Source organism: Pseudoalteromonas sp. SR44-5, from assembly GCF_014163675.1.
GTDB lineage: Bacteria > Pseudomonadota > Gammaproteobacteria > Enterobacterales > Alteromonadaceae > Pseudoalteromonas > Pseudoalteromonas rhizosphaerae.
The window spans coordinates 68,538-81,633 of sequence record NZ_JACJDT010000016.1 but is presented as its reverse complement, the minus strand read 5'-3'; the positions used below and the strand labels follow the sequence as shown (position 1 = coordinate 81,633).

Below are 13,096 nucleotides of genomic sequence, written 5' to 3'. Positions count from 1 at the left end.
ATTGCTTTATATTGTTAAAGAACGTTGCGGTTAAAGTTAAACTTTATCTCGCTAGGGCTGCGCATATTACGCTTTCCTATTTTTTTGTCAACACTTAATTTTAAACTTTCTTAAAAATCTAAACTTAAGTTTTACTCGACTAACTGATTAACTCTTGCAGCTTAAGCGTTGCTGTCTGCCGTCTCAGTGGGGTCGCATTATAGGGCGCGGCGAATTTTACGCAAGCGTTTTTTAAAGAAAACTTGAAATAAAGTGCTGTTCGTTCAATTTACGCGCTAAACACGCTAAAACCCCTAGTCAACTGTACAAAATAACAACGACTTTTCCCTGAAAGGATCTTCAGTATTATCTATTATCGATATTTCGCAAGTTTTTGGCATAAAAAAAGCGCCATTAACTTCGGCGCTTTCCATAAAACAAAATAAAAACGTGTTAATAGAGGATACTGTAAAGCTTTCTTCTATATTTAGCCGCTAAACTATCACCATCCGGTAAAGAGGCAATAATAGCTAAATAACTTACCTTGGCATCGGCAAAATTCAAATCTTTTTTCAACACTGTAAATAGTAACTCTAACGCTTGCTCTTTTTTGCCTGCTTGGTCGTATGCTGCACTTAGTTCAACTTTTAATTCAAGATCGTTAGGATACTTTTCAACTTTCGCTTGTAATGCTTTTAGCTCTGGCGATTCTTGTGCTTGAAGTGCTTGTGCGCACTTTGCTTGAATATTTGTAAAGTATGCATCTTGCTCATTTTCATTTACTGAAGCTAACAAAGCTTGCGCGTCATCCAGTTTATGAATTTGAATGCATATATCTGCCAATACTAATTTTATACGCGCATTTGTATTGTCTAATTCGTAAGCCTGCTTGGCAAAATTAAACGCTTGATTTAAATCCTGAGCGATCAGTGCTTGCTTGGCTTGTTCTAACAACATTTCATGAGGCTGCGGTAAATGTTTACTTAACGCTTCTCTGATTTGAGTTTCAGCTTGTGCACCGGCTAATACATCAACAGGTGCTGAATCTTTTAATAGCACTAAGGTTGGTAATGTTTGTAGTCCAACTTGCTGTGCTAGTTGTGCTGCGAGTGCTTGCTCTAAATCACAATCTAATGTGGCAACTAATATATAGTCACCATAATCTTTGGCTATTGTCTGTAAAATAGCTGCTTGAGATTGACACTCTGGACTTTGTGCTGAAAAGAAACTTAACAGGACTAGTTTTTGTTGTGATGTTTCACCCAGCACTTGTTGAAGATTTTGCGGATTAACATTTACCATATTATTCATTGCTATTGATTGCCATATCAGACTATTTAGGGTTTTATATGGAGGCAAACATAATAATTACAAGCCCAGAATCACAAGCCATAAATCAAAAAGGTCTTTTATGAAATTTCATAGTCTATACGCTGCACTTATACTGCTTAGTCCATTAGCAAGCTCAACAACCTTGGAGCTGAAGTTAGATAAAACGATGCCTGCCATTGAAAAGTTTTACTTAGATTTACACCAGTCCCCAGAACTTTCATACCATGAGCAAGAAACGGGAGAAAAGCTTGCCACCAAATTACGTGCGCTTGGCTATGAGGTGACCGACAATGTGGGTGGCTTTGGTGTAGTAGGCTTATATAAAAATGGTGATGGCCCGACAATAATGATCCGTACTGATACAGACGGCTTACCAATCATAGAACAAACTGGTAAATCATATGCTTCAACAGTCACTGTTATGAATGATGAAGGAGCAAACGTTGGTGTGATGCACGGATGTGGTCATGATATTCATATGAGTTCATTTATTGGTACTGCGCAACAATTAATGCTACATAAAGATGCATGGCAAGGAACCTTAATGATGGTGGCACAACCTGCTGAAGAGGTGGGAGGCGGTGCAAAAGCGATGCTCAAAGAAGGTTTATTTAGTAAATATCCGACTCCTGATCACGTTATCGCTTTGCATGTTAGTGCGAGTGTTCCTGCAGGACAAGTCAGTATGAAAAATGAGTACACCATGGCCAGTGTGGATTCAGTAGATATTACGGTTAAAGGTAAAGGTGGTCATGGTGCTTACCCACATATGACTATTGACCCTGTTGTTATCGCATCACGAATAGTGTTGGCACTGCAAACAATTACCAGTCGCGAATTATCACCTCTTGAACCCTCAGTAATTACAGTGGGTTCAATTCACGGTGGAGCTAAACATAATGTAATTTCGAATGAAGTAAAGCTACAGCTGACACTTAGAAGTTATAATCCTAAAATTCGCGAGCAACAAATTGCAGCTATAAAACGTATAACTAAAGGCATTGCATTAAGTGCAGGATTGGATGAAAGCTTAATACCTGTGGTTTATGTACATGAAGATGAGTCAATCCCATCTACATATAACGACCCTGCACAAACTAATATTGTACGTAGTGCGATTAGCTCGGCGATTGGACAAAGTAATGTACTTGAAACCGAAGCGGTTATGGCAGGGGAAGATTTTGGTTTATATGGCCGCACAGATAAAAACATCCCTATCACCTTATTTTGGTTAGGTGGTGTAGAGCAAGCTCAATATCAAGCGGCACAAACATCAGGGGCAACTTTACCTTCACTACATTCAAGTAAATTTGCACCTGACTATAAAGTTGCAATCCCCACAGGTATCACTGCAATGAGTAACGCTGCGGTGGCTTTGTTTAATCAATAATCTTAGCAATGGATGACTAAGCCGATTTTGTTTTTGGTTTAGTTTTTCTTGTAAAACGCCGCTTTTGCGGCGTTTTTGGTAATTGTGCAAATACGTTGCTATCACAATTTTTGGCAAGTTCCACAAAAGCCGCTAAATCCACTAATAAAGGATTTAAAAATTGTTGATAACTCATTTGTTGTTCTGCTATGTCGCCCAACGATACTTCCCATTTTGCGGTTAGGTCTGGGCTGGCTAAACCATGCGGTAACGCACTGATCAATGCTTTACCTGTATCGGTTGCTAAAATGAGTTTACCTTGACGTCTTAAAAATTGTCTTCTAAATAATAACTCTAAAATACCCGCTCTGGTTGCTTCGGTTCCTAAGCCATCTGTTTCTTTGAGTATTTTTTTGATTTCTGGATCTTTAACGTACCGACTAATACCTGTCATTGCACTAAGCAGCGTTGCATCATTGAAATGAGCTGGCGGGCTGGTCATTTTATCAATTACTTCACCGCGTTCACACTGCAACTGTTGCCCTTTAATTAATGGCGGCAATATCTGCTCATCTTTTAATGCGGTTTTTCCCATTAACGCTTTAAAGCCTAAACTTACATCTTGTTTTGCGTTGGCTTTAAAGATACCACCATTAATTGTTATTTCAGCCTTTGTTTCATTGTAAATGTAGTCTGGATAAAACTGGATCAGATAATGACGGCTAATAAGACCATACACTTTACCTTCTTCAACGCTCAAACTTGCTGACTTTTGCTGCTTAGCGGTAGGAATAATGGCGTGATGCGCAGCCACCTTAGCATCGTTAAAACACTTACTGCGTTTACTCACATCTGCGCCTTGGCAATGAGTGTCATTTTGCCCGCCATTGATGGCAATTGCCTTTATTATACTGGCTGCTTCTTGGTGATGATCTTTGGGCAAGTAACGATTGTCTGAACGTGGATAGGTAATTAGCTTGTGACGCTCATATAAATTTTGACAAATATCCAATACCTTTTGTGCAGGCATTGAAAAAGCTTTCGCAGCATCAATTTGTAACGCTGACAAATTATACGGCAAAGGTGCTTGTTGCTTTTTCTGCTTTTGTTCAAGCGCAGTAACTTCACCTGATTGATTAGAAATTCGCGACGCAACATTCTCAGCAAGGCCTCGATGGAGCACTCGCCCCTCTTCATCTTGATAAGGTTCACACGCTTTGCTTGGTTGCCACTTTGCTGTAAACGGCTCTTTATTTTCGGTACTTAAATGGGCTAATACTTCATAAAAAGGTTTTGGCACAAAATTAGCAATCTCGTTATCACGCTGAACAACCAATCCTAATATTGGTGTTTGTACACGCCCTACTGATAATACATTACCAAACCCTGCTTTTTGACCTGCAAGCGTATAGGCGCGCGTTAAATTCATACCAAACAGCCAATCAGCTCGCGAACGCGCCAAAGCAGATACACTAAGTGGAATAAATTCACGGTTAGAGCGAACGTTTTGCAGCGACTTTTTAACCGCGCTAACATTCAAATCACTGATCAATAAACGTTGAATTTGCTGTTTTTTGGCTTGGCTAAGTTTAACTTGCTCAATCACCTCATCAACAAGTAATTGCCCTTCTCGGTCTGGATCACCAGCATGAACAAGTTGATCAGCTTGTTTGATTAACTTTTTAAGTACCGTAAGTTGCTTACGAGTTTTAGATTTTGCTTTTAACTGCCATTGCTGTGGGATAATCGGTAAGTCATCAAAGCGCCATTTTTTATATTGCTCATTATAATCATCAGGCTCTGCCTGCTCGAGCAAGTGACCTATACACCAAGAAACACAATCGCCATTAGCCACTTCAATATAGCCATCATGTTTTTTATGAGGCTTTGGTAGCGCATCAGCAATGGCACGACCTAAAGATGGCTTCTCGGCTATATAAAGTTTCATAGGGCACTATCAACAACTGGTTATTTACACAGTAGTTTAGCACACGTAATTTAATCTACAAATAGTTAATGATTAGCTCTTTAAACTGCGATTTTTTCGCATAAATAAATACAACAGAGGAAGGTAGCACACAACGACAGTGCCAATATTGATTAAAGGTAATAACGTTTTATATAGCATAGTGCTATACGATAAATCCCAAAGGTGGCGATCCACTAATCTAAATAATTGTAAGATAGGCGCACTAATTACAACCAACTGACCGATCACACTTTGCCAAAGATACACTTTATCTTTAATAGCCCAGTAAGCAATCAAAGCCATCCAAGCAATATCATTAAAAGCCCAAACTACATAACGCCAAATATAAGGGTCATCTAACTCTCTAAGGCTTGAATAAATCACAGCGCCATACAAGAAGAAAACAGCTGTAATCAAGACAAAGCGTAATGCCAACCAATCCTTACGTATGTAAAATACAAAAATAGCTGGGAGTAAAAATAACACCCAGCTATATTCAAGTATAAAAATTAAATTGTTCACCCAATTAGGCATTGACGTTACTTAACATTCTTCTCTTCATCATCGCCACCAGAACCATTGCCCGGCATATAACTATATTTATCAACGTTTTTCATCAGACACTCCGTTACACTTGTTAAAAAACTACTTTAAGCTAAATTAGGTACTTTGCCAAGCATCTTAACGAACATCTATCGGATCTGATTCCTTAGCCTTGCCTTGCATTATTGAAATTTCCACGCGGCGATTACGTCGTCTATCCGCATCAGAATCATTTGGAACAAGTGGTCGAGTTTCGGCATGACCGACAACAACCATTCTGGTTTTATCAAAGCCTTGCGCTTTTTGCATTTCAGTTGCAACCGCAACTGCACGCTTCGATGATAAGTCCCAGTTATTGGTATACAGCTCATTCGAAACTTGAAAATCATCAGTATGACCAGACACCGTAATTTCACCTGGCACATCTTTTAGTAACGCAGCTATATCACGAATGATTGGTTTAAACTTAGGTTGTAAAAATGCACTCCCAGATGGAAATGAACCATTTTCACGAATACGAATAATAATTTGCTGACCTAATGATTCCAACTCAACAGCACCATCCATGATTTGTTGTTCCAATTGCTGGGCTATCTTTTTAACTAACTCATTAACCTGCTCTTGATCAGCTGCAGAAATAGATTGTTCTGATGCTTGTTGTTGCGCTGTACTTTGTGACTCACCGCCACGCTTATTACCGCGTTGCTCTTGACGACCGCCAGCTGAGCTTTCATCACCAGCCTGAAACTCAAGCATTTGCTGGGTCATTTCGACAGTTTGCTGTTGAATGGTTTCGATTGGAGTAGGTTCAGGTTTACCTGGGGTGAACTCCATCGCGATAACGGATGTTCCTTTGGGAATATCTTTTACTTCTATTTTATTTTGTACACCAAAGGCAAACTTCATTGAGCCTGCGATTTGTTTAAATTTAAGTACATCCATTTCTGAAAACGCGAGTAAAAGTACAAAGAAGCACATCAATAGTGACATCAAATCCGCGAAGGTACCCATCCATGCTGGTAACCCGGGTGGTGGACACTTGCACTCTTGATCTGACATGCTTACTCCTCAGTATCCACTTTTCGTTTTGATTCAGCGAGGTAGTTTTTCAAAATACCTTCGATGACTTTTGGATTTTGGCCATCTTGTATACCTAATACCGCATCTAAAATTAGCCGCTGATTCATTGCTTCTTCGTCTTTACGCAATTCCAATTTTACTTGGATAGGAATTGCCACCACGTTTGCTAAAAACGCACCATATAATGTTGTTAAAAGCGCTACCGCCATCGCAGGACCAATCGCTTTAGGGTCATCCATATTCGACAACATCGCAACTAGACCAATCAAAGTACCTATCATACCCATCGCAGGCGCAATATCGGCAAGCGCTTTAAACAAACCGGCCCCCGATTCATGACGAGTAGAAGTAAGAGAAATATCTTTTTGCAAGGTGGCACGAACAACATCAGCGTCATGACCGTCAACAAGCATATCAACCCCTTTACGCATAAACGCATTGGGTATTTCTGCTTCCTCAAGTGCTAAAAATCCGCCTTTACGGGCCGAGTCTGCAAGTTCAACTGCTTTTTCGATAAGCTCTTCAGGTGACTCTATTTTGAACATGAAGGCTTTAGCCGCGACTTTACCGATACCGAGGAATTGACTCATCGTATAGTTTGATAACACTATAAAAATCGAACCACCGAAAACAATAACCACCGATGGCGTGTTATAAAACATAGCCACTTCGCCGCCACTACTTAGTACCATTGACATAGCAATAAGACCAATAGCTCCGAGAATACCTATAATGGTTGCTAAATCCACTTACCCCTCCAGAGGAATCGATGCTTTGTTGCTACCAGCAACAAATTTTTATTATTAACAGCTTATCGGCAATCTATTGAATTACTTAAACCATTTAATGAAAAAAATGAAATGAAAGTTTTCAACCCTGTTTAGCATTTTAAGCTACCATTGATAACCTGCAAGGCTTAAGTAAAGGTATAAATAATTAAAAGTGGCAAGAAAACAATTAATTATTCAAAAAAAATGCATCACCCTTTGACCTAGTTTAGCATTCCCCCTAAAATTGGCCTCACATTTCTATCATCTAAGTTAAATCAGTATGGCGACGAAAAAACCAGAGAACCTAAGCTTCGAGCAAGCGCTTGATGAATTATCCTTAATCGTCACAGAAATGGAGCAAGGAGAGCTTTCCCTTGAGCAATCATTAAAACAGTTTGAACGCGGTATTGCTTTAGCCGGCGCATCTTCAAGTAAGTTACAACAAGCTGAACAAAAAGTAGCTATTTTAATGGGTAGTGATAGTCAGTCACCACTTACTAACTTTGATAATGATTTGGAATAACGGGTGTTAATAACAGAGCAAATAAAATGTGCTCAACAAGATGTTGAAGCCACTCTCAATCGGTATTTTGAGCAACCGCTCGATACCGAGCACAGCATCAAACAAGCCACCCACTACAGCGTTTTAAATGGCGGTAAACGATTACGACCATTTTTAGTGTATGCCACGGGAAAAATGCTTGGCGCAAATAAACAAGATTTAGACGTGTTGGCTGCTGCTATTGAATGTATTCATAGTTATTCGTTAGTTCATGATGATTTACCCGCGATGGATGACGACGACCTGCGACGTGGTAGACCGACTTGCCATATTGTCTATGGCGAAGCTCATGCTATTTTAGCCGGTGATGCGCTGCAAACATTAGCGTTTGATTTAATTGCTAACCATTCATTTAACGTTCCTGCACAGCAACAGTTAAAAATGATTGCAGCACTTGCCAAAGCATCGGGTATTGAAGGTATGGTCGGTGGTCAAGCACTGGATATTGCAGCGACTGACAAATTAGTCAATTTAGCTGAGCTCGAACGTATCCATAAATTAAAAACAGGTGCTTTGTTAAATTGTGCAATTACTTTAGGTGCATTATGCGCAGCTGATACAAATCAACAAACATTATTACAATTAAAACAGTTTGGTGATGCAATTGGGCTGGCTTTTCAGGTGCAAGACGATATTCTTGATATCGAAGGTGATACCCAAGTCTTAGGTAAACCACAAGGCTCCGATGTTGCAGCAAATAAAGCGACCTACCCTGCTCTACTTGGGCTTACAGGTGCAAAACAAAAAGCACAATCATTACTAAAATGCGCACTCGATGCGTTAGCAGCAATAGATGCTGACACTTCTGAGCTAGAAAACTTGGCAAAATATATTGTTGAACGCGATTATTAATTCTAGGCTCTAGCTTGAGCAAGTAATGATGTACAAAATAACTAAAGAATCAGAGTAATATTACGCTATAATGACCTCTGGTTAGCGAAGGATGTATTAAAAATCATGACACTTGATAGTAGCAAGTATCCATTATTAGGTTTGGTTGACGAACCAGCCCAGTTGCGTGATTTAGCGCAAGACAAATTACCTGCTTTTAGTAATGAGTTACGTGATTACTTACTAAACTCAGTCTCGCAAAGTAGTGGTCACTTAGCATCAGGTTTAGGCACAGTTGAGCTTACTGTAGCGCTTCATTATGTATATAACACCCCTGAAGATCGCTTAGTATGGGATGTAGGCCATCAAGCATACCCACATAAAATTCTCACAGGGCGCCGTGATCAAATGCACACGATCCGCCAAAAAGACGGTTTACATCCGTTTCCATTTCGTGAAGAAAGCCACTACGACACTTTTAGTGTTGGCCATTCAAGCACCTCGATTTCTGCTGCTTTAGGCATGTCAATTGCGGCGCAAAAAGAAGGCAAAGGACGAAAAACAGTAGCGGTTATTGGTGATGGTGCGATTACCGCGGGCATGGCGTTTGAAGCAATGAATCACTTAGGTGATGTTAAATCTGACATGCTGATCATATTAAACGATAACGAAATGTCGATTTCTGAAAATGTCGGTGCACTAACTAATCATTTCGCTCGTATCTTATCAGGCAGTTTTTACACTAACATTCGTGAAGGTAGTAAAAAGCTGCTATCTGGCGTGCCACCAGTAAAAGAATTAGCCAGCCGCATGGAAGAGCACTTAAAAGGCATGGTTATCCCAGGCACCTTTTTTGAAGAGTTAGGCTTAAATTACATTGGCCCAATTGATGGTCATGATGTAAACATGTTGGTTGATACACTGCGCAATATGCGTAACCTAAAAGGGCCGCAGTTACTGCATATCAAAACCCAGAAAGGTAAAGGCTATAAACCAGCAGAAGCAGATCCAATAGGCTATCACGGCGTACCTAAGTTCGACCCTGCGATTTCCAGCCTACCAAAATCAAAACCAGGCGCTGCGACTTTTTCTAAAGTATTTGGCGATTGGTTGTGTGACATGGCAAGTCAAGATGAAAAGCTTATGGCAATCACCCCGGCTATGCGTGAAGGCTCAGGCATGGTGCGTTTTTCAAAAGAATACCCTGAGCAATATTTTGATGTTGCCATTGCCGAGCAACACGCGGTTACTTTAGCCGCAGGTTTTGCCTGCGAAGGCTTAAAACCAGTTGTCGCTATTTATTCAAGCTTTTTACAACGTGCCTACGATCAGCTTATTCACGATGTTGCTCTGCAAAACTTACCCGTGTTATTTGCAATTGACCGTGCTGGTATTGTTGGTGCTGATGGCGAAACTCATCAAGGCGCATACGATTTAAGCTTTATCCGTTGTATCCCCAATATGATTATCATGGCACCGAGTGATACTAATGAATGTCGTCAAATGCTGTACACTGGTTATCGTTGTAACAGCCCTGTTGCAGTTCGTTATCCTCGTGGTAGTGCTGGCACAACTGAAATCTGCGAGCAAATGACTGAGCTTGAAATTGGTAAAGGTCGTGTGATTAAACAAGGCGCTAAAATCGCAGTTTTATCCTTTGGTACTTTACTTGAAAACGCTCAACTGGCAGTCAATGAATTAAATGCTAGCCTCGTTGATATGCGTTTTGTTAAACCTCTTGATAGCGCACTAATCGACACTTTATTAGCCGATCATGACGTCATTGTAACCCTTGAAGATAACGCGATTGTTGGTGGTGCAGGCTCTGCTGTTAATGAATATTTAGCAGCTATAAAAGCAACAGTAAGCATCCTTAATTTAGGTATTCCTGATGAGTTCATCAAGCATGGCACGCAAGAACAAATGCATGATGAAATGGGCTTAGGCTCACAAGGTATACTCGATAGCATAAAAAACTTTATTACTAAGTAACCAAAGTTTAAGTTAATAAAATAACAAAGGAGCGTAGGCTCCTTTGTTATTTATTTTCAAACATTTAAAAAAATCTCACTTTTTTTCAACTTTCTTGCATCCAATTATTTCCCTGCCACGTTTATTCACTGAGGTTAGCTCGTGAGCAAAGTGTTCACGCTTTTATATAATACCAATCGACTTAAATATTTAGCCTTTCTAGCGTGCTAAATAAAGCGCTAACGGCGTTATGAATTTTTCATGTAGAACAACTACATATAAAAATTTATGCCTTGTTATCACTCTATTTATCCGTCGCTATAAATGACTAACAACTTAACACGATTGGTATAAGCTGTTTTAAGCCAAGCTCTTTGTATGTTCACATTTGATGGAATATTTAAGAAGGTACAAGTTATGAAAACGTTAAAATCAGGCGAAAGCACCAAATCTATTCACGCACAATTAATGACCAGTAAACTTTGTTTGTCTGCGCTTACTCTAGCAATTTTGATTGGCTTAACCGGCTGTAGTGGCGATGATGGAAAAGATGGTTCTGTAGGCCCGCAAGGTGAAATGGGCATGGACGGCGTCGATGGTAGTAATGGTGCTGATGGTACAAATGGTAGCGATGGCACGAATGGATCAGATGGTACTCCAGGATTTGCAGCAGCAACTTTTATTTTGGCTAATAATGGTGCTGATAATGCAGGCACCGTTGATTTGATTAATCAAAATGCTGCAAAGTTAAAAACATTTAATAGTGGTGCAAATGAAGGTGTTGCATTTGATAGCTTAGGTAATTTAATTCAAGCCAGCGATTCTGGTAATGGCGCTCTTAGCACCGTTTGCCAAGTATTAAGCCGTGCCGATGGGGGTATGTTTGACAGTAATCGTGATCGTACCATTACCGGCAGCAACACTACGTTAGTCAATCCCAAAGGTATTCATATATCAAATAAGCGCGGACTCATTTTTGCCGCTGACTTTAATGCCATGCAGATCACTGTCTTTGGTGCTACCGCCGCAGGAAATGCAGCGCCTTTAGCTAGTACAGTTACAGACGCAAAACCGTGGGATGTAACATACGATGATATAAACGATCGCTTATATGTGGCACTCACTAATGGTGATGTTGCAGTATACGATAATTATGTAGATGGTGGCTTTACCGCTATGGCAACTCGTACAATCACACCCAGTGATGCAAGCGGTAACAAAGTTTCCGTTAATATTCATGGTATCGTTTATGATGCTGATACAAATAAATTAGTACTTTCTGACGTCGGCAGTGCCAGTGATGCAACCGACGGCGCATTATTTGTGATCAACAACGCATCCCTTGCTACTGGCAATACCACGGTTGCTCGCAGTATCGCTGGCCCTGCTACTATGCTTGGTAACCCTGTGGATATCAGCCTGACTGGTAGCGACTTACGCGTTGCAGAAAAATCTAATGATGCAATTCTGGTATTTAGCAATATCTTTAATGGCGTCAGTGGTGACATTAGTCCAGATAGCGTCACCGCAACGATTAAGCCAGAGTCAATAACCGCAACAGTGATGCATAATGATATGCCTGATGTATCTGACAGTTATATGACTAATATGCCATTGATGGGTATTGCTGTAAGTAGTAATCCAAGCGCGGCAGGCCCTACAACAGGACAAATTTCACGTCTAAATGCACAGTTAACAAGTGAAATTGGCAGTTATAATGCAAGTCAAACAATCGAAAGTGTTGCCTTTGATAAAGCCGGTAACAGCTATGCGAGCTTTGATAACAGCACAACCTCTGTAGGTGGAATTGTTATTTCCAATAAAGTCGCGATGCACCGTGATGGCGAGGTATTTACACTAAGCCAAGATTCTATCATCAGCGGCAGTAATACCGGCCTAATCTCGCCAAAAGGTATTGATGTAGCATCAGACAGTGGGATGATTTTTGTCGCTGAAAACAATGCCACAACACCGGGAATATTAATATTCTCAACATGTACTACGGGTGATGTAACGCCCCTTTTGACGCTCACAGCAAGCGGTGGTGCACGTCCATGGGATGTTGACTATGATGTCACTACTGATAGAGCATTTGTGGCATTAACCAATGGGACTATTGCTGTTTTTGATGAAGTTAAAAGCAAGCTAATGGCGGGTATGAGCACTGTAACCGGGGAAGATCGCTTAATTACACCCGCAACAGCAGGAGTCGCATTCCCAGCCCCTACCAATATACATGGCATTGATTACGATCCACTAAGTGACTCATTAATTGTCTCAGATGTAGGCAGTGCCGCTGACGCCACTGATGGTAAATTATTTGTATTAAATAATGCAGGAACCGGATCAGGTTTGAACAATGTCAGTGTCAATATCGCCGGACCTGCAACCATGCTCGGTAATCCTGTCGATATTATGTTTACCGGCAATCATTTATACGTAGCCGAAAAATCAAATGGCTTAGTCATGCGGTTTGATAATATTCTCAATAGCCCCAGCGGTGATATTGCAGCCAGCGTAAGCTACTCATTCACAGCTCCTGAGTCTGTTGCTATTTTACCAAGCTGGCTAAATCGCTAACCATCAAGGACAGTTAAATTAACTGCCTTTAGTTGGCCTCCCAATGCCTTAACTTTTCGAGTTAAGGCATTTCTTATCTTTAACTAACAGCAGTCTTAGAATAAGCAAAC

The 13,096-nt window shown here is 40.4% G+C and carries 10 protein-coding genes; 5 read left to right on the top strand and 5 right to left on the bottom strand.

The window, feature by feature from the left end:
* Positions 1-432: 432 nt before the first annotated feature.
* Positions 433-1,290, bottom strand: a complete 858-nt coding sequence (locus tag H5154_RS11140) for a tetratricopeptide repeat protein (protein ID WP_145241107.1) — start codon at positions 1,288-1,290, stop codon at positions 433-435.
* A 100-nt stretch (positions 1,291-1,390) separates the two neighbouring features.
* Here H5154_RS11140 and H5154_RS11135 point away from each other — a divergent pair, with 100 nt between their 5' ends.
* On the top strand, positions 1,391-2,701 hold the full coding sequence (locus H5154_RS11135; protein WP_182718320.1) for a M20 family metallopeptidase: 1,311 nt from the start codon (positions 1,391-1,393) through the stop codon (positions 2,699-2,701).
* A 16-nt stretch (positions 2,702-2,717) separates the two neighbouring features.
* On the opposite strand, the gene H5154_RS11130 is transcribed toward H5154_RS11135, so the two are convergent.
* The 4 genes from H5154_RS11130 to pomA form a co-directional block, all read right to left on the bottom strand.
* Positions 2,718-4,628, bottom strand: a complete 1,911-nt coding sequence (locus tag H5154_RS11130; RefSeq protein ID WP_182718319.1) for a DNA topoisomerase III — start codon at positions 4,626-4,628, stop codon at positions 2,718-2,720.
* Positions 4,629-4,700: 72 nt separating this feature from the next.
* Complete coding sequence (locus H5154_RS11125; protein WP_149981193.1) at positions 4,701-5,183, bottom strand: hypothetical protein; 483 nt, start codon at positions 5,181-5,183, stop codon at positions 4,701-4,703.
* A 147-nt stretch (positions 5,184-5,330) separates the two neighbouring features.
* Positions 5,331-6,251, bottom strand: a complete 921-nt coding sequence (locus H5154_RS11120; protein WP_145241115.1) for a flagellar motor protein MotB — start codon at positions 6,249-6,251, stop codon at positions 5,331-5,333.
* Positions 6,252-6,253: 2 nt separating this feature from the next.
* The gene (pomA, locus tag H5154_RS11115) at positions 6,254-7,021 is read right to left on the bottom strand and encodes a flagellar motor protein PomA (protein ID WP_145241117.1); all 768 of its coding nucleotides are present in this window, start codon (positions 7,019-7,021) and stop codon (positions 6,254-6,256) included.
* A gap of 301 nt (positions 7,022-7,322) precedes the next feature.
* Between pomA and H5154_RS11110 the strand changes: the two genes are divergently transcribed.
* The 4 genes from H5154_RS11110 to H5154_RS11095 all read left to right on the top strand — a co-directional run bounded on the left by H5154_RS11110 (position 7,323) and on the right by H5154_RS11095 (position 12,986).
* On the top strand, positions 7,323-7,565 hold the full coding sequence (locus H5154_RS11110) for an exodeoxyribonuclease VII small subunit (RefSeq protein WP_145241119.1): 243 nt from the start codon (positions 7,323-7,325) through the stop codon (positions 7,563-7,565).
* Positions 7,566-7,568: 3 nt separating this feature from the next.
* Positions 7,569-8,456, top strand: coding sequence for a (2E,6E)-farnesyl diphosphate synthase (gene ispA / locus H5154_RS11105; protein WP_182718318.1), 888 nt, complete (start codon positions 7,569-7,571; stop codon positions 8,454-8,456).
* Positions 8,457-8,561: 105 nt separating this feature from the next.
* The gene (gene dxs / locus H5154_RS11100) at positions 8,562-10,427 is read left to right on the top strand and encodes a 1-deoxy-D-xylulose-5-phosphate synthase (protein WP_145241123.1); all 1,866 of its coding nucleotides are present in this window, start codon (positions 8,562-8,564) and stop codon (positions 10,425-10,427) included.
* A 396-nt stretch (positions 10,428-10,823) separates the two neighbouring features.
* On the top strand, positions 10,824-12,986 hold the full coding sequence (locus H5154_RS11095) for a hypothetical protein (protein WP_182718317.1): 2,163 nt from the start codon (positions 10,824-10,826) through the stop codon (positions 12,984-12,986).
* Positions 12,987-13,096 lie beyond the last annotated feature (110 nt).